Below are 24,790 nucleotides of genomic sequence, written 5' to 3'. Positions count from 1 at the left end.
CGATGTATTTTTTAACGAATGAAACCGGAAAGAAATGACGCCCGACATCCAGCATCGCTCCTCTATAAGCAAAACGAGGCTCATCCTTTACCGCAACCGATGCAATTTTAAGACTGGCACTTCTTGCTGTTGGAAGCAATTGAATAAGGGTCTGCATGCCGTAAAAAGTTCCAATAGCAGAATTTCCTATTATTAAAACACCGTCTTTCGCTGATTTTAAACTGTATCCTTCGCTTTTAAGTCCGTCAATTTTTTCAAGGCTTTTGAAGGTAATGCTGTTTTTCGTTGCTTTTTTAACGATTGGCAATGCGAACCCATAGTAATCCAATAAATATTTATTTAAAAAAGTAACAGTGGCGTCATCCTGCTTATTGGCAACCACCAAACTTGTTTTAGGGCTAATGACAAAACTGCCCGTATTTGTAATGACCTGCACCGGCTGTGGAATAATCTGCACCTGCTGCGCAAAGGATAATGCGCTGCATAAAAGAAGAGAAAAGAAAAATGATCGTATCATATTTTACGTTTTTAATTATTTATTGTTTTTTTTATTTCAAAATTACAGACCGATTATTGGCACCGCCAGGTAAATGGTAGGCGCACTAATTTTTAAAAGTAAAATTACCTTCATTAGATTTTCCAATTTTTTTTCCAATGAACGTTCCAATTTGCGCTCCCTGTAACACACCATTATCAATAGCATCCCTGTAATGAATCCCACCATATAATCTAGAAATGGCAGCTTCCTGTGCAGCCTGCAAAAAGGATTTAAATTTTCTTTCAGGTAAACCAAATTCTAACTCCGTATTGTCTGTAAAAGAAAAATCATCGCCTAAAATTTGAGTGAGTACAGTAGCAGCTGCTGTTGATATAACACTGTGCCCGGAAGTATATTCCGGGAAGGGAGGCGTTTGCAATAATGATCTCCATCGCTTATCAATACATTTATTGATTGCCGTTTCGGGCCTAATCCTGTTACTTCTATACTTTTCATCCCAACATGAAACAAAAGCATCAGACAATGTAATGGCAACCGCTGCATGAATGAAAACAGTTTGTTGTAAAGTTGTTTCTTTTTTTAAACAAGCAATACCAGTAATCCCTATCCAATGCCCACCGGGAGAAATTTTTTTCAAACCAAATTCAACATGTCCAATCTGTTGCAAAGTGAAAGGGTTGCAATCCCAAAAACTGGCAATTGCTTTTTCTTTTTTTGTTAACTTGTTCCCAATGGTATAAACCTCAACCATTTGTTTGTAAAAGGCTGACGTTTTGGTAGTATCAAAAGAGGTGGGTGCTTTTGGCTTAAATTGCTGTGCCGAATCAAGCAAAAAAGTTCTTACCCGATACCATTGCGGTTCCAGCGCCTGCATATATCCGGGCCCGGTTGGTTGCCAATATCCATCGCCGTCCAAGGGAGTATACTTCTTATAACTACTGAGCTTACTAAAACCATCCGCTTTTACGTACTGCATTATTTGATTTACTGCAACTTGAACCAACCTGGATGTATTTCTGACCTGTTCTTCAGGGATTCCTTTTTTTATCGCTAAATCCGTTAGAGAATCAGCTTTGGCTGCAACCTTGTAACCAGATGGTAAAAGTTTTTCTGCCATTTTAAAAACGGTAAATACGGTGGCAAAAGAAGCATCACTTTTTGCAATTAATGTATCGGATACCTGTACCTTTCCAAAATGCCTCAGCGATTGGGAAAAAGAATTTACAGGCACTTGAAATAATGACGCTACTTCATTTGAAGCAAGAGTAACATAAGCATAATACCTGGCCGCTGCCACTGGTGAGGCAACATCACTTACCATCACATCGGTTACTTTTTTTAAAGCGGAGACATAGTCTTTTGAAGAGAATTTTTCTGAATTTTGGGAATAGCATTTACCCCCTATAAAAAGTACACACAGAACGATATAGATTTTTCTCATAGTGATTGTGTTAATAGTTGTACATGACAGGTCGCTGATTATTTACAGAAAAAACAACTCTTTTTTTACCCTTAAGTGGTAAAGAAATGATATCCTTTACACAGCCGTTAATATTCAGACCAGAATTTAACTGTGGCATATAACTAAAATCCCCTTTCCCGTCTCCGGTCAATAAAACGCCATAACTAGCATCTATCTTGCCAATTTTTATTCTTGTTTTCTCTATATTACCACCCAATAAAATATCAACTTTGCCATCATTATTGTAATCATTTATTCCAATGGCATATACAGGAGTATAATTAGCCTGAATAGGTAAACTGTGTTTAATAAAGACCCCATTCTTATTTTCAAACCAAACGGTTTCAAAAGTACTGGCCTTTAATTGCTTTGCTGACTGCAATTGATCTGCCGATAAAATCTCATTAATGGTTACTTCTGAATACGATTCATAGTTGGGAAATCGTTGCCTAAAACTAACAATCTGGTCTGTTAATTCATCTCTGCTGGCCATTGGATATGATTTTCCCTGAATGTAGCAGGAAACAAATGGATCTGTGGAACCATTCTTGTCAAAATCACCATAGCAAAGTGTTACCGGTTCTGTCTCGTTAGCATGAATTTGACTATTAGTGCCCCAATTGGCTGCAACCAAATCAAGATCTCCATCACTATCCAAATCAGCTGTAGCCAATCGGTTCCACCACCCTTCCAAGGAATCTGGAAAATATTTTTGAGTGGCATCGGAAAGCTTTCCGTTTTTATTTTCAAAACAACTGACTTTCATCCATTCACCACAAACAATCAATTCGGGTTGGCCATCTTTGTTGATATCCAGCCACAAAGCATCGGTAACCATTCCGATTTGTTGCAAGGCCGGAGCCAATGAGGCAATTTGATTGGTAAATATTCCTTTACCGTTATTTATTAACAACAAACTCTCAGGAGTTTCAGGATAAAGGCCCGGAACTACACGACTTCCTATAAATAAGTCAAGATTTCCATCACCATTGCTATCTGCTGCCCTTACGCAGGAACCGCTTTTTGTTTCTATGGGCAAAGCATCCAGACTTTTTTCAAATAATCCGCCGTTATTTATATAAAGCCTGTCTTGTAATGCAGCGTCTTTTTCGCCAAAAGCATAGCCTCCACTTACAACATACAAATCCATATCTCCATCATTGTCTGCGTCAAAAAACAAAGCATCGACATCTTCTGATGCACGGTCCTGATCAAATCCTTTTTGGACAGAAGGCACAAAGTCACCGTTGGGCTGCTGCAATAAAAGCTGACCTACCTGCCCTCTGGACCCACCAATAAAAATATCTTCCAATCCATCTTTGTTAACATCTGCTTTTGCGATATGTGGTCCGCTATAGGAAAGCATAGTAGTCATCAGCGGCTGTACCTTGAAATCATTCGTTTCTTCTTCTATATGCCGGAAAGGAATAGCAGTCGCAGCCGAAGAAAAAACGGTTTTCTTACTTACCTCCGGAACAACTAAACTAAGATTGGCTTTTTCGTATATCACTTTACTATATTTATTGACCGCGATATCCTTTTTTATCGTCTCCATTTTTCCATCTGGCCAATAGACTGCAATCGAATCTATGGTCGCTGAAGGCAAACCAAAATGCATTGGTTGCTGCATGGAACTTTGAAAACCATGAACGGGATAATTTTCCTGGGTAACTGTACCATTAGGAGTAAACACTTTTACTTTAGCTCCCAAAGCATTTTTATTTTGTCCCGGCATTTGCAATTCCAAGTTAATATAATTGCCACCATTCCCTGTCTCAACAGCATTATTCTTATATACAGCTGCAACCTGATTCATTCGGTTTATTACCAAATCCAGATCTCCGTCATTGTCAAGATCCGCATAAACGGATCCATGCGAAAAATTTTCATCTTCGAGTCCCCATTCCATTGAACAGTCCTTAAACTGAAGATTTCCCTTATTTTCAAAAATATAATTATGAAGCGGTGTTGCTGGTATTCCCTGCAACATTTCAAACATTTTGTCTTGGGTTTCACCATGCAAATGCTTCAATCTCTCATTAGCATAAAATTTGACAAAATCTCGATTAATCATGTCCCTGCCATACCCATTCGAAACAAATAAATCTTTGTTGCCATCATTGTTAAAATCCGCAAATAAAGCAGACCAACTCCAATCAGTATTAGAGATACCACTTAACTGTCCGGTTTCACTAAAGGTATTGTTACCATTATTCACCTGTAACATATTACGCATTAACTGATGGTAAAATCCATTGTTTAAAGTATTATTATAGAGTTCATAGTTGTCCGGAGCATACAATAGTTTTTGCCTTTTATTATCCGCAGGAAGCATGTCAAGCGTATAAATATCAGGCCAGCCATCGTTATTAATATCTGCTATATCCGCTCCCATAGAAAAATTAGAAATATGGCCGATTTGATCTTTCAAATTATCTGTAAAAGTTCCATCTCCATTATTGATGTACAGATAATCTTCTTCTACATAATCATTGGACACATATAAATCTGCCCAACCATCATTATTTATGTCACTTACAATAACAGATAGTCCATATCCTAAAGGATTAGAAATAATACCTGCCTGCACAGTAACATCTGTAAAATGATTGTTATCATTGCGATAAAGACGGTCACCCGCACCGGGATCTACCATTTTTTTTACAAAAGAAGCATCAAAATTACGAAGTGCTTTGATATTGTGATTCAGCACAAAAAGATCCAAATCGCCATCCTTATCATAATCAAAAAAAGCGGATTGTGTGGAGTACCCTTCATCAGCAACTCCCATTTCCAGCGCTTTATCTTTGAATGTAATTTCCCCCGATGATGAAGGTCCATTATTGATAAACAATTGATTTCTTCTTTTTTCGGGTTCGAGGTCTCCAGAATAACTAACATAAATATCCAGCCAACCATCGCTATTTATATCCACAACACTTACCCCTGTTTTCCAACCTTTACACCCTTCTACACCTGATTTTCTCGTAACATCTTCAAAACTCAGATTTCCTTTATTGAGATACATTTTATTAGGCTGAAGGTTCGAAGTAAAATACAAATCGATCCATCCATCGTTATTAAAATCACCAGTCGCCACTCCACCACCGTTATAAAAGTATTCATACGTAATAATATTAAGCTGAGGAGATTCCGGAAGGCGATTATTAAAAGTAATTCCAGTTTTTTCGGCAGAGAGTAAAGAAAATAATTTTGTCTGTTGCGAAAAAACAGAGGATAAAGCCAGTAAACTTGCCCCTATAAATAACCCAATTTTTTTCATGTTTTTTGTTTGTTAAAAATGAATTGTCATGACCGGTACGACTATCTTCTTACTTGTAAATCACAAAAAGTTAAACTTAAAAATTTAAACAAGCGTTACTTTGAGATTAATTTATATACTAAATGTCACATGCTTAATGTATTTTCGATTGTAAGTGTATACAATATGAATTTTTCCGTCTACAGTCTGAATTATAGCTGGATAGCTAAATTCTCCTTCACTTTGATTTTCAAGATCCAAAAGCTTTTCCCAATGTACCCCGTCATTGGAGTATGCTACCTCAAGGACATTGCGTCCATTAAACCAGTCTTTACCTTGTGGTAATGGATTATTGACCAATAAGAAGGATTTTTCAGATAAAGTTACCGCATCAATCCCTGAGTTTGAGTTTACGACTTGCAGGCTATCTGTATGATTCCATTTTTTACCTTTATCTTTAGACCAACTGCTAATGAGCTTACCATGCCTGCTTCTGGATAACATCTGAATCGTATTATTAGAATGAATAAGAAATGTGGGTTGAATAATATCAAATCCCTTTTTATTTTCAACAGCTGACTTCTCCCAACTGTCCGTTGCTTCTGTATACGCTTCTACATGTACTCGCCATTGCTTATTATCTGTACTTTCTGTACTGCTACCGCACAAAATCACACCGGGAGTTACCTCAATAGGCTTGTTTTTAATAGGGCCAAGTATTCCTTTAGGTAAGTATTTGGGATCACTCCATGTAGCTCCGTTATCTTTTGATACTATCATAGCTCCAAACCATTCTCTGGGATTTTTTCCAACCTTGTAAAACAAGTATAAACTTTGGCTTTTACTTTTGAATAATACTGGGTTCCAGCAAGGCAACGTATCCCTTGGAGTGATTACGGGTCTAATAAGATTATGAGGATCAGACCAGATTTTTCCATTATAAGTAGCTAAATAAATACCAACATCTTTAGCACCTTCATATTTTCCACCAAACCATGCTGACATCAGTTGGTTCGGCTTAAACTCTACTAGGGTTGCCGCGTGGCTATTGCCAGTTATTGGTTGATTAACTAAATAACTAGCAGTGATAGTACCTGTTTTTGGCTTCTTTGCTATCGAAGCACAGGAAAAACACATTAAAACCAATAAAATTCCAAGATAATTTAGTTTTAAATTCATGGCTTATTAGAAGCGTAAATAAAATTATTTAAATCGTTTTTGTCCTCCAACAGATTCCGGGCCTTAATAAAAAAATAAAAGCTGTATTGCGGGGCAAGCTTGATTTCAGCTACAATTAATTTTTCTTCAACCCTAACTTATGTCCTGCTATGGCATAGTAAAGTATAATGATATAACACGGTAATAAAATCCAATAGCCCTTTGTTGAAGCATTTGCTGTTGCCAATGCCTCTCCCATTCCCTGGGCAATAAAGTCTGTTTTATTTGAATCAACCAATTTCCCATATAAAGGAGGAATTATTGCTCCTCCAGAAATAGCCATAATCAACAATGCAGAAGCTGTCTTAGTAAATTTACCTAAACCTTTTAAAGTCAAAGGCCATATTGCTGGCCATACCAAAGCATTTGCCATCCCTAACACTGCTACAAATAAAATAGATGTAAATCCGGAAGAAAACACGATACAAAACGACAATACAATTCCTAAAACTGCACTTACTTTTAAAGCAAAAGCCTGGCTAATGTATTTTGGAATTAAAAATACCCCAAGACCATAGGTTGCTACCATAGCCATTAATGTAAATGTGGTAAAAAACTTAGCCTCTGCAACAGGAAAGTTTAGAGAAATACCATAAGCTATGATGGTATCTCCGGCAATAACCTCAACACCTACATACATAAAGAGAGTTACTACTCCTAACCATAAATGCGGAAATTGAAAAATACTCGTTTTTGTTGTTTCACCCTCTTTTGGTATTTCTATCGGCTCGGCTTCCACATCTGGCAAAGGCGCTTTTCGTATTAGAAGACCTAAAACAAATAAAACAATTGCCATTATTACATACGGCCACACTACACTATCAGCCATAGTATCTAATAATTGTGCCTTTTCTACAGCATCAACGGCATTTAATTTTTCTTTAATCTCATCGATTCCAGACAATAAAAGGGCTCCAAAAATAAGAGATCCTAAAGCTCCGGCTACCTTATTGGCAATACCCATAATCGCTATGCGTTTAGCAGCACTATCAATAGGTCCTAAAATCGTAATATAAGGATTTGAAGCGGTTTGCAATAAGGTCATTCCGGTACCTTGAATAAAAATACCAGTTAAAAACATCCAATAGGTTCTTGCCTCGGCGGCGGGTATAAAAACTAAAGCTCCTAATCCCATTATAAACAATCCTAAAGACATTCCTTTTTTAAAGCCAATCTGTGCCAAAATGTAAGAAGCCGGCAAGGCCATAACTACAAAAGAAATATAGGAAGCTGAAGCCACTAAAAGCGATTGAGCCGATGTCAATTCATTTATTGTTTTCATAAATGGAATTAAAGCTCCGTTAATCCAGGTTACAAACCCAAAAATGAAAAAGAGTCCCGCTATAATTATAATTGGAATTAATGTGTCGTTTTTTGTTTGAGTCAATGACGGGTTGCTAGTATTCATAATTTTTATTTTTTATGATTTGATTGTTATCTGCTAATCCAGATTAATCACATCAGTCGTAAAAGTTTAATTCCTAATAGTGGCAGCGATTAAAATTGCATTTTGATCCCTTTTAACGCTTAGTATTTAAACAAATACTGTTGATATAATAGATTTAATTTATTGTAATCGGAATGAACAATACTACGTTGATCTCGCATTGTTTGATATTATTATAAAAATGCTGTAACCGAACCTCTTTTCTTTATTAATACAAAATGTATCTATCCACAATGGTATATCAATTACCCTGGCAATAAGCGCAGTAACCCTATTCCTTTTTTCATTATAAATAGCGTGGGAATAATTCAGTTAAAAGGAGTGTTTCCGCTCCTTTTAACTGAATTATTAATCAAAGACTAAACCTTTAGGTTCCTATTTGTCCCACCAAACTTTAGTAATCCAGGTATCGCCGCCCATATTGGAAACAGCCTGAGTATAACTGGCAGTGTTAAGACTTCCCTCAGAAGAAGGGTATACTTGTCTTGTAGGGATTTTTCCTGAGCTAAAATTTCCGGTATAATTAACAGGAGTAAGTGCAGGATAATCCGATCTTTTCCAATTATTCCAAGCTTCAACCCAGTTACCAGTCAATCCGGTAGTAGCCCATATTTGCTCATTGATCATTTTTAATGCTGCTGCCGTAGAGCTTATATCTAAAGGATGGGCAGCTGCATAAATAGTTGCATCACCGGAAGCAATTTGAGTACCTCCAAATTTATTCAATGTAGTCATAGCGCCAATAAGTCCATTTTTATAGAATTGAGCTGCTGTACCTGATACAGCATAACCTCGTATTGCTGCTTCTGCCAGTAAAAATTGTACCTGAGCATACGTAAGAACAAAAACGGGTGTCGTTCTATTTCTATACATAGGTGTGGGTCTGGAATATTTACCAATTGCAGCTACATCTGATCCTGATCCTGAAGCCCCTGGATAATTCGGCTCTAAGCTAACATCAGTTGCTCCTCCTTTGGTATCATAACCATTAGGAAATCCTATTTGATTGGCTGGATTTGTATTCCCTCCTGTATACAATTTATTGGCAGCAAGCCCATCTCCAGGAACCTCCGCAATAACAGGAAGGCGCAAATCATTAGTAGCTTTTAAATAATCAATCAAGACTTTTGACCAGCGTACTTCATACACATCTGCTGCAACCGTGAACGAAGCTCCATTACCATTATCAAAACCGGTAGCGTCTTGGGTTGGAGAAATTGCCTCATCAGCAACAGAAGCAAATACGCCACCTGCGGCAGCTTTTTCTACATATGATTTTGCAGTAACAGCATCGGCTGCTGTCAATCTCATTGCCATTTTCAGCATTAATGAATACCCAAAAGAACGCCATTTAGCGATATCACCGTTGTAATAAATATCGCTGGAGGGTTTATCACCCGAGACATCCAGGGATTTTACAGCCGCATCTAATTCAGCTAACATTGCAGGATAAAGATCCTGTTGCTTGTCATACTTTGGTTGAGAAATATTCGCATCCAACAACAGTGCCTCACTGTAAGGAACATCTCCGTACACATCAGAGATGTAGGAAACACACATTATTTTCACTATAGTACCGATCGCAGCTAAATTAGGCAGCTGTTTTTTAGTGGCTAATTTAGACATTTGATTAGCCGTTGATGCCGCTGTATAGACACCATTCCAAATTCTTTGGACATAATCAAAAGTACCTCCGGTGGTAACATATTTATCCCCGCCATCATAATAATTAGCTCCGCCTGTTGAAGGAGAGGCTAAAAGCTGTACCCACATACTTTGAAATAAGATGGGACCTTCATAACCGACCGTTCGCTGTCCATAGTCATAAAGAGCTCTAGGTAAAAGAAGATTGGGATCAAATGTAGCTTCACCTGATTTATTTGGATCGGTATTAATCTCTTCGAAATCACCATCGCATGAAGTTAGAAAACAACTAACAACAACAAACAATATTTTTATATATTTAGTCATAATTATTTTATTTTAAAGTTAACATTTAGACCAAAAGACCTGGTTGAAGGCAAACTGGTCCCTTCAATACCATAATATCTTATATTAGAACCAAAACTACTTTCCGGATCAATATTATCTGCTTTACGCATTAATATGGCAAGATTTCTTGCAACAAAAGAAACATCGATTCCTTCCAAAAATGAAATTTTGCCCATTAGGTTTTTTGGAAATGAATAACCGAAAGATAATTGTCTAAATTTTATAAAATCACCATCAACAACACTGGTACTGGTAATGTTTCGTGCTTCAGCCTGATAGTAGCTCTCTGCTGTGGCTGTAACTCCTCCATTAGCAACTCCCGATTCTCTGCCTACTAATGTTGCTTGATTTAATCCTCGCAAACGAGAATAGTATTCTGTTGCAGAAAGCACTTTGTTACCATAATTAAAATCAATTAAAAATGAAAGATTAAAGTTTTTATACGAAAACTCATTATTCCATCCCCCATAAAAAGTCGGCATTACAGAACCAAAATTTTTAAATTCTCCTTTTACCGGCAAACCTGCCGCATCCACTTGAATACTTCCATCTGAATTATACGCATAATCATACGCCCTAATTTGCGGACCAGCTTCACCTACGACAAAAGCAGTAACCGCATTTCCTAATGTTCCCCGATTGCTTCCTAAGGAAATTGGAGTACCTTCTTCATTAGTAGCCAATACTTTGTTTTTAATGGAACTCATATTCAATGAAGATGTCCATGAAAAATTATTTGTTTTAATCGGTACACCCGTTAGTAAGATCTCTAAACCTTTGTTCTCTATGGAAGAGGTTGCAACAACTCCTTCAGAAAATCCACTAGCCCTGGTATAACTTGCTTTTTGAATTTCATCATGAGTAGTTTTCTTAAAGTAAGCGATATCTAAACCTAATCTATTTTTGAAAAACTTAAGATCTAAACCAAATTCTAACTCATCAGTAGTAAATGGTTTTAAAAATAAATTCGGAAGCGACCCTGGAATAGAACCTGTAGTATACCCATTTAATGAATTTCCGGAATCGTAATAAAAACTAGTTTGATATTCTTCAAAGGGTTCTCCACTTGTTACAGCATATGACATACGGAATTTTCCAAAATCTAATGCATCTACCTTTAAGAAATCATCAAAAATAAATGCTGCTGAAACTGATGGTGAAAAAATATCATTATTATTTATTGGCAAGGTAGAGTACACATCGTAACGACCTGTAGTTGTTAATGTTAAAAAGTCCTTATAACTAAAATCTAAAGAATAAAATGCGGAATGACTCTCTCTTTCTTTAAATTCATAGTCTCTATTTATATTAGCGACATTTTTTGGAGAATATAAATAAGGCAATACAAATGGGCCTCCGCCAATTTTTACTTTTTCATACTGATTTTTTCTTAAATTGGCACCTGCCAATGCATCTACATCAATGTTTTTAGCAACAGTAAACTTAGCACCAAAAAGTCCGTCAAGGTTTAACTCAGAGCGTGTAGCTTGTGCTTTGCTATCCAAACTTCCATGCTTCGCTGTAGTATAATCAAGCCCCCAGGGATTTACACTAAATTCTGTATCATTGGAAGCATCATTCCCTAATCTTACCAAAGCATACATTTTATCTGTAAAGCTATATTTAGAAGAAAGTACAGAAATAGTTCTTTTTCTTGTAGGATCTTCCACTCCCTGATTTACTATGAAATAAGGATTGGTCACATAGTTATCGTCACTAAACACAAGTTCTGCACCGGTAACCGGATCGTAACCTGGGCTAAAAATATTGTGATCTACGTTAGGCGCCAATAATAAAAAGTTATTTGGGTTTTTAGGACCATCACTTAAAAAAGGTCTGTTATTAGACCGTTCATCTGTATAGTTTACAGAAGCGGCCACATTTAATTTACTGGTAATGTTTTGATCTGCACTTAAATTAAATGTGGTACGTTTAAGACCACTGTTTGGCACAATCGATTTAGAATCTAAATTAGATACAGACAAACGAAATGCGCCATCTCCTACCCCTTTGGAAACAGACAAACTATTTGTAAAGTTTGTCCCGGTATTATAAAAGTCGATATAACTTTCTTTTGCTTTACTGTATACATATTGTTTACCGTCAAAACCGATAACAGCACTACCATCTAATTTAGCACCCCACGCACTTCTGTTAGAACTTAACGCAGCACTGGTAGTTAAAGGTTTCGCTCCACCGGTACCCTGACCATATTGACTTTGAAAATCAGTATAATCAACCGGCGCATCAGCCATAAAGTTGGTATTGTAATTAATGGCATAATCTTGCCCTTTTTTGGCTTTTTTAGTGGTTATTATGATAACCCCATTAGAAGCTCTGGATCCATAAAGAGCAGATGCAGATTGCCCTTTAAGTACCGTCATTTTCTCAATATCGTCTGGATTAATATTACCAATCCCATCTCCCTGGTCAGATCCACCCCATTCTCCGGCAGAACCTCTTTGCGTATTATCAATTGGAATTCCATCAATAACAAACAATGGAGATCCCGAACCGCTAATACTAGGAATACCTCTTAAAAGAACTTTTGATGTCCCTCCCGGACCACTACTGGTTCCTTTAACCACCAGACCTGCAACTCTACCGGACAGCGAATTTGCTACATTGGTTTCTCTGGCTTTGTTCAATTGATCCCCACCAACTGTTGTTACAGAATATCCCACTTTACGCTGACTTTTTGTAACGCCTAAAGCGGTTACCACTACTTCACCTAATTCTTTGACATCTTCTGACAAAGAGATATTTATTGTACCTGATCCAGAAACAGCAACTTCTTTTGCTTTATACCCTACAAAAGAAAATACTAAAATTGCTGACCGATCTGAAACACTGATGCTATAGTTTCCATCAAAATTTGACAACACAGATTTTGTCGTCCCTTTAACAATAACAGTTGCCCCTGGTAGTGGAATTCCACTGATCGCATCTGTTATTGCTCCTGTTACTGTAGTTTGCGCTTGAACATTTTGAAAACCGAACAAACAAATTACAAACAGTAGTTTTAATACCTTTTGAATCATAAAATTATTTTTAGAGTTAATAACATGTTAAATTTATGAAGACCTTCTGTTATTAAATTATTATTTCGACAAATAACAATTTTGAAAAGGTGTTGGGGAAACTTTAACATTATAACGACTCAAAACAAGATATTTTATAGACAAAAGGGGTGTTTTTTACTGTATAAAAGCAGCTGTAAACTACTGTTTTGGCAGTAACAACCTCAATTTAAAACGGTGAAATTTACCTTAAGTAAATCAACAGAATTGCCTCCGACCATTACTTCAAACTCACCGGGTTCAACCACTCTTTTCATTTCCCGATTCCAGATTGCCAATTCATCAGGAGTCAATGTGAATTCGATGTGTTTTGTTTCGCTTTTCTTAATAAACACTCTTTTAAAACCCTTTAATGTTTTTAATGGTGTGGTGACACTACTATACACGTCATGAATGTATAATTGCACCACTTCATCACCATCATAATCTCCGGTATTTTTCACGTCCACACTAACTTTTACTGCTCCATCGGCATTAATTTCTTTGGCGCTTATTGAAAGATTAGAATATTCAAAGGTGGTATAACTTAAACCATGTCCAAAAGTGTACAATGGATTTTCACTTTCGGTCACATATCGGTGTATGGCGGAAGGTTTCTGATTGTAATAAATAGGCAACTGCCCAACCGATTTAGGAAAAGTAATGGGAAGCCTTCCTCCCGGATTGTAATCCCCAAATAAAACATCTGCAACCGCCTTTCCTCCTGCTTCTCCAGGAAACCAAGCCTCTACAATAGCAGGAATTTTTTCATTGATCCAATTTACGGAAAGCGGACGGCCATTTAACAATACGCAAACTACCGGAGTACCTGTTTGTTGAATGGCTTCAATAAGTTCTTGTTGCATACCATGTAAATCCAAAGTAGCCACATCTCTATTTTCTTCCACCAATTCATTGGATTCCCCTAAAACAACAATGGCTACATCGGCTTTTTTGGCAATATCAATCGCTGGCTGGAAATTTATTTTTTCTAAGTTCCAACGCAAATGAGCTCTGGCGCCCCAGCCGCCTTCCCACATTTCTATACGAACTTTGTATTGCTTACCTGCCTCAATCTGCTTTGGAGTAGTTACCATATTGGTACTGCCTTTTGTCCAATTATCTATAACCAATTGATCATCGACCCACATTCTGATCCCATCATCAGAACTTAAACCTAACCAACCATCAAATGCCTTTTCTGATTTTATATAACCGGTCCAACGAATAGAGAAATCATCATCAGTAACGCCATCACCCGGTGACCATGGCCAATCGAATTCCAATTGATTGTCAATACGTGTTAATGCAGGATTTCCTTCCAAATTTCTATTGTTAAAATATTCCCCTTTTAATCCGTTTTGTGATCCGTCGGGTGTAAATAAAAATTTTGATGGAATAACCTGCCCCTTAACAATTAAAGACACTCCTTCTTCATAAAGCACCTTTGTTTTGGTACCAACAGCTTGTTGAATCCCTTCTAAAACAGTAGTTCCGACTTTATTTTTTACGGAATACCCACCCAATCGTGAAGCGTTGGCATTGGGACCAATAACTGCAATTGTCTTTACATCCTTACTTAACGGCAAAATACTATTCTGATTTTTTAATAAAACAATAGATTTACGACCTGCTTCCAATGCTAAATCCTGATTTTCTTTCGAATGAAAACGTTCTTTTATCAGCTGCTTATCGGTGTATGGATTTTCAAATAATCCCAATAAAAACTTAAGCCTCAAAACACCGCCTGCAGCACGGTCTATCTGCGCCATCGTCAGTTTTTTTTCAGTAACAAGATCAATGATGGTTTGTTGCCAAAATTCATTTGTGAAATCATAAAATTGCATATCAACGCCTGCTGACACCGCTTGTCTAATACTTTCTTTTGGAGAATCCGCAACGTGGTGTGTGGTTTGAAGGTATTTGATAGCTCCTAAATCAGAAACCACAATCCCTTTAAAACCCCATTCTTTTCGAAGGACATCGGTCAACAACCAGTGATTTGCAGCACAGGGAATCCCGTCCAATTCTGAATAAGCACACATTGTTCCTAAGGCGCCTCCTTTTTTAAACGCTTTTTCAAATGAGGGTAAAAAATCTTCACGAGCACTACGCTCCCCTACCAATACCGGTGATGAATTTCCTCCAGCCTGCGGAATACCATGTACTGCAAAATGCTTTGGTTCTGCAATAATGGAATGGTCCGAAGCTAGGTCATCACCCTGCATTCCTTTTACCATAGCCAAGCCAATTTCGCCTGTCAAATAAACGTCTTCCCCAAAGGTCTCGGCAACCCTTCCCCAGCGTGGTTCGCGGCCTACATCAAGATTGGGTCCCAAACCAAAATGAACGCCATGGGCCCTGGCTTCCTTTCCAATTACGCTCCCGACTTTACCCATTAGATTCGTATCCCAAGTCGCTCCCAAACCGATACTCATCGGAAAAGCGGTGCTTCCTTCATCTAAATAGCCATGTAGCATTTCACACATAATAAGTGCCGGAACACCCCATCGACTGTATTTAATAACTTCTCTCTGAAGATCATTAATCATTTTTGCCGAACGCGGATAAATGTCATGAATAGCTCCTATTCCAAGATTTCCAATTTTAGCATCCGCTTTAGTTTTAGAAAAATCTTCCTTCTCTTTAAAGTATTCACCTTTGTACATATCCATTTGACGTACTTTTTCCTCCAGACTCATTCTGCTTAGCAAGTCGGTTAGCCTCTCTTCAACAGCTAATTTAGGATTTTGATACGGATATTTTTTTTGCGCAAAGCCCTGGTTAAAAAAACCTAAGGTCATGACGAAAATAAGGACTGTCTTTTTCATTCTTAATTGTAACATAAGGGTATGGTTTTTAATTTTGAATCACTTTTAGTGTTGTTCCGTTGACAAGATCATCATGAGAAATAAAATAACGATCATGCGTTTTCCCGTCCAGTTCTATTTTTTTAATGCTGCCATTATTGTTGGCTTCTCGTTCAATTACGATACTTTTATTTTTGTAGTATTTTGGGTCTAACTGAATCCTTATCTTATCAAACATGGGCGTGGTGATAGCATAAATTGGGTCACCGGGGGATACAGGATATATTCCCATCATAGCATACACGAGCCAGGCGGACATGGTTCCTGTGTCATCATTTCCAGGCAACCCATTTGGTTTATTTTGAAAATAGTGTTGCACCAGTTTTTTAACTAATTCCTGACTTTTCCATTCTTCTCCTTTTATATAATTAAACAAAAAAGGATAGGCAATATCTGGCTCATTTGCCATATCAAATTGCTTGGTATCGAATACTTTTTGCAATTGATTACTAAAAGAGGTATTGCCTCCCATGAGTTTTATAAGTCCCTTGATATCATGCGACACCATAAAGACATATTGCCAGGCGTTCCCTTCGATAAAACCAACATTTTCTTCAAAATTAGCTCCTGATTCGGGATCAAATGGTTCGTACCATTTCCCGTTGGCTGTCCTTGGTCGTAGCAATTTTAAATCTTTATCAAATAATTTACGATAGGAAAGGGAACGATCTTTAAAACGCTTGTAATCTGCGGTTTTACCCAATGCTTTCGCTAAAAGTGAAATGGAATAGTCCGCAGCATTGTATTCTTGTGTTGTAGCAACAGCTCCTCGATTCTTGGTTGTCAAAAATCCTTTTTCGATGTAATCCTGAAGTCCGGGGCGCAGCGGATTATTTTCAATTTGATCGGCTCCTTTCAGCATGGCTTTGTACGCTTTTTGCACATCAAAATCATGAATCCCTTTTAAGTACGTATCTGCAATCACAATACTTGCAGGATCGCCAACCATAGTGAAGGTCTCAGTTGAATTTAATTCCCATTTTGGTAACCAGCCATTTTCATCATACATTTCCAACATGCTCTTAATCACATTGGATTGTTGCTGCGGATAGGCCAATGCCATCAATTGATGTAAATTTCTGTAGGTGTCCCAAAGCGAAAATACCGTATATCGTGTCCCCGTTGTTGTACCAACTTTACCTCTTTTTATTTCAGGATATTCTCCATTAAAATCATTTAACGTATTGGGATGAATTAAGGTATGATACAAGGCAGTGTAAAAAACAGTCTTTTCGTCTTTGGAACCGCCTTCGACTAAAATTTTAGAAAGTAATTCATTCCACTGGTTATACGTCTCTTTATAAACGGCTTCAAAGGTTTTGTTACCGGTTTCTTTTTCTAAATTTTCACGCGCATTTTCGATACTTACATAAGAAACCCCGATTTTTACTTCAACCGTTTCTGTCTTATCGGATTGATAGGAAAAATAACTGCCGATGCTGTCCCCTACAACCATTTTGGTGGTATTATCCATCATTCTGGTTTTTCCATTATAGCCCATCCATTGAGCTTCGGTACCCTCCTGTTTTGATGGTTTTTTCCAAACTCCAAATGCAGTTGCCGGTTTTGAAAATTTGGCAACAAAATATACGGGATACGCTTCTTCCGGGCTATTATAACAAAAAGAGCCTACAGAACGCATTCCTTCAATTTCGGTTGAAGACACGACTTTTACCATTGCGCCTTCTTCATTGGTTAAACCCAAACCAAGGTTTATTAAAATATTGGATTGCCCTTTAGGAAAGGTAAATCTACTGACTCCTACTCTTTTGGATGCGGTAAACTCTGCTTTAATAGCATACTTATTAATTTTTGAACTGTAATAAGCCGTTTTTGCCACCTCATCAGAATAGGCAGAACCATACTTCAAATGATTGGTTTCAACAGCTCCGGTTGTTGGCATGACTAGAATTACGCCTAATTCCGGGCACCCTACACCGCTTAAATTTACCTGACTGAATCCCGTCAGAAAAGTATTTTCATTTACGTACGAATTCGACAACCAGCGGCTGTCTTTTTCTAATGGTAAATTTTGAGGTCCCGCCACGTTAAACGGGCTGATGCTTGCCATCCCTCTTGGTGCAACGGGACCGGGATAGACCGCTCCATAATTTGAAGTCCCAATAAATGGATTTACAAAATCTGCCGGCTGTTGTCCATAAATAATTCCACCACCAAAAACCAGCATCAAAGAAAAAAGCGCTGATGGTATTGTTATCCTGTTATTTAAAAACATACATTGTCATTTTTCTATCTGTTAATCGCTACAATTTTTAATGTCCATGCTTCTTTTGCCGGCAAATTATTTCGTAATTGTTCTGGAATTATGACTTTAAAACCTTCCTTTTCTTTTGCCCATTTCAATGGTGTATTAGAACCCAGCATCGAGATTTTTGTTCCTTTTTTTGGACTGATCGATTGTACAGCAACTTCGGAAGGAATTTTATTTTCTCCCTCTTTAGCCAAATAAAACAAGAAAACATTTCCTGCTTTATTTTGTGTCATACAGATATTATTTTCTTTGTAAGGAGCTATTGGTTTTGTATTGTAAATAGCACTACTATTTACTTTCATCCAGGCACCATATTCTGCCAGTAAATCATAAGCCCCTTGTTGCCATTCGCCGTCTGGCCCTGGAGCCACATTCAATAATAAGTTCCCTCCTTTGGCAACCACATCGATCAGCATATGAATTCCTTGTCTGCCGGTCAGGTATTTAGCATCCGGAGTATAAGACCACCCGCCACCTGAGGTAATACAAGATTCCCAAGGATAAGGCAATGTTTTTTCAGGAATACGGTTTTCCGGCGTTAAATAATTTTGATTTTTACCGTGAACTGCCCGATCCACCACAATTAATCCGGGTTGTTTTTGGCGTGCTTCCACAACCAGATCATCCATTTTAATGTCCTGATCAACTACTCTGTGTTTTAAAAATCCATTACCGGATTCGTTCTCTGTAAACTTCTCATTGTAGGCTGTTTTTATTTCTTTTGGACCTTTTTTTGCAACCCAGCCTCCATCTAACCATAAAATATCTACTTTACCATAGTCTGTCAGTAATTCTAAAATTTGGTTGTGTGTAAAGTTGACATACTTTTTCCATTTTTCCGGATAGGCAATCGGATCATAATTTACATTCCTGTCAAAAGCAGGAAAGTAAGGATTCCAATAATTTTCATTGTGCCAATCGGGTTTAGAAAAATAAGTACCAATCCATAATTTTTCATTTCTAAACGCACTAAAAACTTCTTTTGCAATGTTTGCTCTTGGATTCTTGCTAAAAGCACAGGCTGTATCTGTCACTTTATAATCCGTATATTTGGAATCGAACATCGAAAATCCATCATGGTGTTTTGTGGTAAATACCATGTATTTCATTCCTGCATTTTTAGCCGCTTTTGCCCATTTTTCAGGGTTAAATTTGACTGGATTGAATGATTTTTTCAACCCTTCATACTCCTTTACATACTGATTATAATTGGCCGGATCGCTTCCTCTTGTTCGCTCACACCAACCATAATCTTCAGGACATATTGACCAGGATTCAACAATTCCCCATTGACTGTAAGTACCCCAGTGCATTAACAAACCAAACTTTTTACCCTGCCATTCATCTAATTTTTTTAATACCAATGGATCTGTTTCCGGCACATAGCGTTCATCTTCATAAATGGCTTGAGAAAATAGTTGGACTGAAAATAAAATAGCGAGTATGAATATTCCTTTTTTCATTTTTAATTGGTTTATAATTTTTAATATAGTTGGTTTTTTTTACTAATTCTTATTTCATTACGTAAAGAATAGGGCACATTTTCTGGTTTGCTTCCAATACTGTTTTATTATTTATTTTAAACTTGCTTTGGTTTCTTTAATCGTTTGCAACTGATCCGCAGTTAACGCAGGGCCATCAAAAAAAGTAACACCTATAGCCCCGTTTTCTTTAGCTAATACAATTGCTTCCTTCAATTCCTTTCCAGATTTAAATGCGGGTACATACACTCCTGTATTCAACTTTGTTGGTTTCCCTTTTAAGTCGCTGACTCCTTGTTTGGTCGCATAGCCAACCCAGTCCACTTCTTCGTTATAAAAACCATGATAAATCATGGGATATACTTCATCTATATCCCATTTGTCCCAACGCTGACGAACCATATGATCTGCCATTTCCGGATAAGGAAATACAGCTGCCGTTAAGTTTTTATGGTATTTGTGTACAATTTTATAGGCATCATCAACCACTGCTTTTATAGCATTCAATCTGAAATTTTTCCATTCCATATCAATAGCTGTATTGTGACTCTCTTTTGGATTCTTATGATGTAATTTTTCAAAAGCTTTGATACAGATATCACAATAACAAAAATCATACTGAGGTAACTCTTCGTCCTGAACTAAATTATATTTAGGAAGCATGCCTATTGGTAAGAAAATGTCAGAAAAACGAATGTAGTCTAAATGCACGCTTTCGATGCCCTCTACTTTCGCCAATTCTTCCACCAAACCTAAGACGTGATTTCTGGATGCTGTTCGTATTGGACACAACCACTGGTAGTAGTCTACATACGGACGCGTAGTAAAACAAGATTTCCCTTCTTTACTGACTGCATACCAGTCCGGGTGTTGAAGCGCTATTGAGTCGCCCGGTCTGTTCATTGCCATGATCCAGGCATGTACTTTTAATCCTTTTTGTCTGGCTATAGGCACTAATCGTTTTAAAAGTTTTGGGTCTGTTCCTGTATTTATTAAAACCTCATCAATACCGGCACTTTTGTATTTTTCAAATTCCAAGGCATAGTTTTCATTTGATCTTTTGGCATCGGCGGTAATCCAGACCCCAAATTTGAAAGGCATTTTTGCTACTGTTGTAGCAGTGTGATACTCCGTTTTATTTTCCTCTTTGCTTACCCATGAAATGAAAGTCAGTGCCAGTACAACACCAAATAGTTTTGTTAGTTTCATTGCTATTTTAGTTTGATATAATTTTGCCATCTTGTCTAATAATTAATGTTTTATTTGAAAAAGGACTTTTTACCGAAATATTAAATCCTGTTGCATGATTTTCTAAAACAGGTACTACCGTATTGCGATCAACACTAATAGGCTGCTTAACTAAACTCTTTAAGGATTTGGCCCATTCTTTGTGTTTTTGAAAATACTCTTTTTGTGCTCTGTATAAAGTATACAGCTCCCATTTTAGATTTTCTTCCTGCGGAATTATAAAACTGTCCATTACTTCTTTGGATGAGAAATAAACATAACCCCATTTTTCAGGTTCGTGCATGTTTATAACACCCATAGGAGACCACACCCAATTGTACTCTGGCAAAAATTTTCCTTCAGGGTTTTTCTTGCGCTGGTAACGGTCATTTTTTACCGTATGTTGCCAATTTACCCGCGAAAAATTTACTCTCCAAAAGTTATCTGCCGGCACATTATTCTCAGAATAGGACTTTTTATAAGCTGCCCAGGGAATTGCCATTTCCAGCACCCAACCTTCATCAGTATCCTTTGGATTATTAAGCGTTCCATTAATTTTAACAGCTGATTGTAAACCTGTAATGTTCCAATCGTTTAAAATAACATTATCATTTTCCCTATATGGTTTTGACAAAAACAGGTCCCAGACCGTATTTAAAGCATTTATTTCCAATTCGGTATAATTAAAGGTATCCCCGTCGGGATCAATAAAAACTTCAAAATCATTGTTGTTAAAAATAATGGTGTCGCGTTGCCTCAGGTTTGCCCAAACATGTGGCTCATCCAGCTTCGCTAAGATATAAAAGTTAGTTTTATCCCAAAGCATTTTTACTTTTGTTGCATACTTTGGTTTTTCAACACCTTCTATATCAATAAAAGGGTCAGACCAATCCACTTTAGCCCATGAAGCATCAGACTCGTCTCCATCGATTACAATTTTATCTGCCGTTTTATACGCCACATAGGTTTTGGGTGTAATTTCTTTTTTGGATTGTGCATAACCCATAATGGAAAGAAAACCTAAAGCTACCGATACCCATTTTAATTTTTCACGCATGCTTTTTTTATAAACTATTATCTTTTGTATACTGAACTACTTCACTTAATTTACCAAATGCCATCGCAACCACAGTATCTGCTGCCCCATAATATACCGCTAATTTATCTGCTGCTGTATCGTGTAAAGCAGCACAGGGAAATACCACATTAGACACATCTCCCACTTGCTCATAAATCTCAGCTGGCCCTAATAAATAAGGTTGTGTTCTATACTTTACATTTTCCGGCGCAGCTGTTTCTAAAATCGCTGCTCCCATCGCATAGCGGAATCCGTTACAAGTATTGATAACTCCATGATACAACATCAGCCACCCCTCATCAGTAAGAATAGGAATGGGTCCTGCTCCAATTTTGGTACACTGCCAGGCACTGTCTTCAAAAGGAGTTGCTTTCATGACGCAACGGTGTTCTCCCCAATATTTCATATCTGGACTGTAGCTGATGTAAATATCGCCAAAAGGAGTATGTCCATTATCACTCGGTCGACTTAACATCGCATATTTTCCATTTATTTTTTGTGGAAACAATACACCATTTCTATTAAAAGGTAAAAAAGCATTTTCACATTGGAAAAATTCTTTAAAATCGAACGTATAACCAATACCAATTGTTGGCCCATGATACCCATTACACCACGTAATCCAATAACGGTCTTCAATAAAAACAACACGTGGATCATATTTATAATCTGATGCTATCATTTCGGTGTTACCCGCCTGCATTACAATAGGGTCATGATTGATATCCCAATCGATACCATTTTTACTGAACCCCGCAAAAATATTCATTTGTACGGCTTTGTTATCACATCTAAAAACACCTGCAAATCCGTCACCAAAAGAGACAACCGCACTGTTAAAAATACTATTGGAAGAGGGTATCGCATACCGGTCTATAATTGGATTGTCTGAATATCTCCAAATTACTTCATTGCTGTTTTCTGGTCTATCTTGCCAAGGAATTGTACTCACTTTTTATCTTTATTAAAAGTTAAACTCTATTTTAATTTTCTTTATTCTTGTTTAAAAAATGCTCCTTTAGTATTAATCTGTAATTTTTTTTACTTTGTCCAGCCACGTAAATTTTAAAATGGTTGAAGTCACCAAAAACACTACCAATGAAACTATTGCTTTTGGATAATCTCTAATTATAAAAAATATAGGAAGTACAATCATGCTCGATTGCCAAACTATTCCAATAAGACAGTTCAGCATGTCTCTTGTAAAATCATTATTTTTTTCAAAAGTCTGGTCTTCACTTTTTAATACTTTGTAAACCGGTTTCCACCAACCCCAAGGTCGTACATTGGTATAAAACGATTTTAGCACTTCAATATCGGTTGGCTTACTGAGGAAAGTTCCTAAAATACACCCCAAACTGGAAAAAACAAGAATGATTGGAAACAGGTATATCGCTTGTACTCTTGATAAATCACAGAGTACTGTTCCTTCGGTAAAGTGCGCTTTATTTTGGTCCAGAACGAACTGTAAAGAGGCCACTATAAGTCCTGAAAACATTCCCCAAAAATAGCCCCAGCCATTAAAACGCCACCAAACCCATTTTAAAAAGTTGGCTGCTACATAACCTCCAAACAAAGCACTTGTTATCCATAAGGTTAAGGAATTAATAGAATCTGCGAAGAATCCCATGAAAACACCTAAGCCCACCACTAAAAAGGAAGCCATCTGACTTATTTTAATATAGTGCGCATTAGTAGCGTTTGGTTTAAAATATTTTTTATAAATGTCATTCACAATATAAGCAGGACCTGCATTGACAAATGCTGAAAAAGTTGACATGAATGCCGCTAACAAACCTGCCAACAATAAACCTTTAATTCCTACCGGAATATGAAGATTAATAACGTTCGGCATTAATACTTCGAAATCAGCTCCACTCAGATTAGGGTCAGCATTCATTTGAGGCGCTAAAGTGACCAGGCCTATCACCACAATTCCTGTTATTAATAAATACCTGGGAATAAATAAAATTAAATTAGTAAAACCACTCATGTAAGCAGCCTCTTTTACCGATTTAGTGGAAAGAATTCGTTGTAAATCGTAACTTGGTGTGGGACCCGCTATACTTGCAAAAAAACCTTTAAATAAAGTCATTCCTATTAAGGCACCAAACATTTTATAGCCTTCAGAATCTATTAAATTATTAAAAGCCTGATATTTATCGCTCCATTGCGGACCCAGTTCCCATCCAAAAAACACATTCTTCCATTCTTCCGTAATTACTGAAGTTATTTGAATATCCGTATAATTCACAAAAGTATAACCTGCAACCAGTACACTTGCGAAAATCATAATCAGGTATTGCAATACTTCTGTGGCCACTACAGAAAACATTCCTCCTTTAATGGTATAAATTGTGGTTAAAAAGATAACCAGTAAAGAGTAGGATTGCTCAGAATCCAACAGTATTGTATTTCCAAATTGAAGCGTTAGGTCCCAGGGTAAAATGATGGTGATGAATTTACCAATGCCTTCAAAAAAATAAGCTATAAAACCTATAGTAGAAATAATAGCAAAAATAGCGACAATAATATGTGATGCTTTTCCTGACCTATCGTTTCCAAAACGTGTTAAAATCCATTCGGAACCGGTCATTACTTTTGATTTCCTGATCCAGACCGCTAAAAACATCATAACAAAAATTTGGTTCCAAATGGGCCATAGCCACATAAACATGAAACTTTTAACGCCATATAAAAATAAGATCCCCACCATCCATGCCGTTCCGGAAACATCAAACATCCCTGAGCCGTTACTTAAACCTAAGAAATACCACTTAATGGATTTTCCTCCCAGAAAATATTCATCTAAACCTTTTGAAGCTTTTCTGGAACTCCAGATACCAACGCTTATGGTTAGCAGTACGTAAAACACAACTATTGAGACATCAATACTATTCATTATTTTATTTATTATTATGTA

Annotated in this window: 14 protein-coding genes; all 14 read right to left on the bottom strand. The window is 37.1% G+C overall.

Going from position 1 to position 24,790, the window contains the following annotated elements; genetic code table 11:
* Positions 1–517, bottom strand: a 517-nt coding sequence (locus ACNQGH_RS18975) for a glycoside hydrolase family 20 zincin-like fold domain-containing protein (protein WP_417957595.1), incomplete at its 3' end; no start/stop codon positions are given.
* Between the two features lie 85 nt (positions 518–602).
* Positions 603–1,940, bottom strand: coding sequence for a vanadium-dependent haloperoxidase (locus ACNQGH_RS18970; RefSeq protein WP_417957594.1), 1,338 nt, complete (start codon positions 1,938–1,940; stop codon positions 603–605).
* 10 nt (positions 1,941–1,950) lie between these two features.
* Positions 1,951–5,244, bottom strand: a complete 3,294-nt coding sequence (locus tag ACNQGH_RS18965; RefSeq protein WP_417957593.1) for a VCBS repeat-containing protein — start codon at positions 5,242–5,244, stop codon at positions 1,951–1,953.
* A 111-nt stretch (positions 5,245–5,355) separates the two neighbouring features.
* The gene (locus ACNQGH_RS18960; protein WP_417957592.1) at positions 5,356–6,228 is read right to left on the bottom strand and encodes a sialidase family protein; all 873 of its coding nucleotides are present in this window, start codon (positions 6,226–6,228) and stop codon (positions 5,356–5,358) included.
* Positions 6,229–6,517: 289 nt separating this feature from the next.
* Positions 6,518–7,849, bottom strand: a complete 1,332-nt coding sequence (locus ACNQGH_RS18955) for a sugar MFS transporter (RefSeq protein WP_417957591.1) — start codon at positions 7,847–7,849, stop codon at positions 6,518–6,520.
* Between the two features lie 414 nt (positions 7,850–8,263).
* Positions 8,264–9,859 (bottom strand): SusD/RagB family nutrient-binding outer membrane lipoprotein, encoded by a 1,596-nt coding sequence (locus ACNQGH_RS18950; protein ID WP_417957590.1) that lies wholly within the window; start codon positions 9,857–9,859, stop codon positions 8,264–8,266.
* Between the two features lie 2 nt (positions 9,860–9,861).
* Positions 9,862–12,921 carry a SusC/RagA family TonB-linked outer membrane protein gene (locus tag ACNQGH_RS18945; RefSeq protein ID WP_417957589.1) on the bottom strand — a complete coding sequence of 1,020 codons (3,060 nt, stop codon included), beginning with the start codon at positions 12,919–12,921 and terminating at the stop codon, positions 9,862–9,864.
* 203 nt (positions 12,922–13,124) lie between these two features.
* Positions 13,125–15,785 (bottom strand): glycoside hydrolase family 3 N-terminal domain-containing protein, encoded by a 2,661-nt coding sequence (locus ACNQGH_RS18940; protein WP_417957588.1) that lies wholly within the window; start codon positions 15,783–15,785, stop codon positions 13,125–13,127.
* Between the two features lie 13 nt (positions 15,786–15,798).
* Positions 15,799–18,045 (bottom strand): GH92 family glycosyl hydrolase, encoded by a 2,247-nt coding sequence (locus ACNQGH_RS18935; protein WP_417957587.1) that lies wholly within the window; start codon positions 18,043–18,045, stop codon positions 15,799–15,801.
* A gap of 14 nt (positions 18,046–18,059) precedes the next feature.
* Positions 18,060–19,544, bottom strand: coding sequence for an alpha-L-fucosidase (locus tag ACNQGH_RS18930; RefSeq protein WP_417957586.1), 1,485 nt, complete (start codon positions 19,542–19,544; stop codon positions 18,060–18,062).
* A 111-nt stretch (positions 19,545–19,655) separates the two neighbouring features.
* Positions 19,656–20,771 (bottom strand): family 10 glycosylhydrolase, encoded by a 1,116-nt coding sequence (locus ACNQGH_RS18925; protein WP_417957585.1) that lies wholly within the window; start codon positions 20,769–20,771, stop codon positions 19,656–19,658.
* A 7-nt stretch (positions 20,772–20,778) separates the two neighbouring features.
* Positions 20,779–21,846: a carbohydrate-binding family 9-like protein gene (locus ACNQGH_RS18920; RefSeq protein WP_417957584.1), complete on the bottom strand. Its 1,068-nt coding sequence runs from the start codon at positions 21,844–21,846 to the stop codon at positions 20,779–20,781.
* 7 nt (positions 21,847–21,853) lie between these two features.
* Positions 21,854–22,819: a glycoside hydrolase family 130 protein gene (locus ACNQGH_RS18915; protein WP_417957583.1), complete on the bottom strand. Its 966-nt coding sequence runs from the start codon at positions 22,817–22,819 to the stop codon at positions 21,854–21,856.
* 72 nt (positions 22,820–22,891) lie between these two features.
* Positions 22,892–24,769, bottom strand: coding sequence for a sodium:solute symporter family protein (locus ACNQGH_RS18910; protein ID WP_417957582.1), 1,878 nt, complete (start codon positions 24,767–24,769; stop codon positions 22,892–22,894).
* Between the last annotated feature and the right edge of the window lie 21 nt (positions 24,770–24,790).

It is taken from the genome of Flavobacterium kochi (assembly GCF_048286715.1).
Lineage (GTDB): Bacteria > Bacteroidota > Bacteroidia > Flavobacteriales > Flavobacteriaceae > Flavobacterium.
Note: the sequence above shows the minus strand (reverse complement) of the source record. Positions and strands in the feature narration are given on the sequence as shown.

What these genes read in the sequence shown, in the direction of transcription:
- ACNQGH_RS18970 (WP_417957594.1), bottom strand. Translation starts at nt 1,940, where the DNA reads ATGAGAAAAATCTATATCGTTCTGTGTGTACTTTTTATAGGGGGTAAA.
- ACNQGH_RS18965 (WP_417957593.1), bottom strand. Translation starts at nt 5,244, where the DNA reads ATGAAAAAAATTGGGTTATTTATAGGGGCAAGTTTACTGGCTTTATCC.
- ACNQGH_RS18960 (WP_417957592.1), bottom strand. Translation starts at nt 6,228, where the DNA reads ATGTCAGCATGGTTTGGTGGAAAATATGAAGGTGCTAAAGATGTTGGT.
- ACNQGH_RS18955 (WP_417957591.1), bottom strand. Translation starts at nt 7,849, where the DNA reads ATGAATACTAGCAACCCGTCATTGACTCAAACAAAAAACGACACATTA.
- ACNQGH_RS18950 (WP_417957590.1), bottom strand. Translation starts at nt 9,859, where the DNA reads ATGACTAAATATATAAAAATATTGTTTGTTGTTGTTAGTTGTTTTCTA.
- ACNQGH_RS18945 (WP_417957589.1), bottom strand. Translation starts at nt 12,921, where the DNA reads ATGATTCAAAAGGTATTAAAACTACTGTTTGTAATTTGTTTGTTCGGT.
- ACNQGH_RS18940 (WP_417957588.1), bottom strand. Translation starts at nt 15,785, where the DNA reads ATGTTACAATTAAGAATGAAAAAGACAGTCCTTATTTTCGTCATGACC.
- ACNQGH_RS18935 (WP_417957587.1), bottom strand. Translation starts at nt 18,045, where the DNA reads ATGTTTTTAAATAACAGGATAACAATACCATCAGCGCTTTTTTCTTTG.
- ACNQGH_RS18930 (WP_417957586.1), bottom strand. Translation starts at nt 19,544, where the DNA reads ATGAAAAAAGGAATATTCATACTCGCTATTTTATTTTCAGTCCAACTA.
- ACNQGH_RS18925 (WP_417957585.1), bottom strand. Translation starts at nt 20,771, where the DNA reads ATGAAACTAACAAAACTATTTGGTGTTGTACTGGCACTGACTTTCATT.
- ACNQGH_RS18920 (WP_417957584.1), bottom strand. Translation starts at nt 21,846, where the DNA reads ATGCGTGAAAAATTAAAATGGGTATCGGTAGCTTTAGGTTTTCTTTCC.
- ACNQGH_RS18910 (WP_417957582.1), bottom strand. Translation starts at nt 24,769, where the DNA reads ATGAATAGTATTGATGTCTCAATAGTTGTGTTTTACGTACTGCTAACC.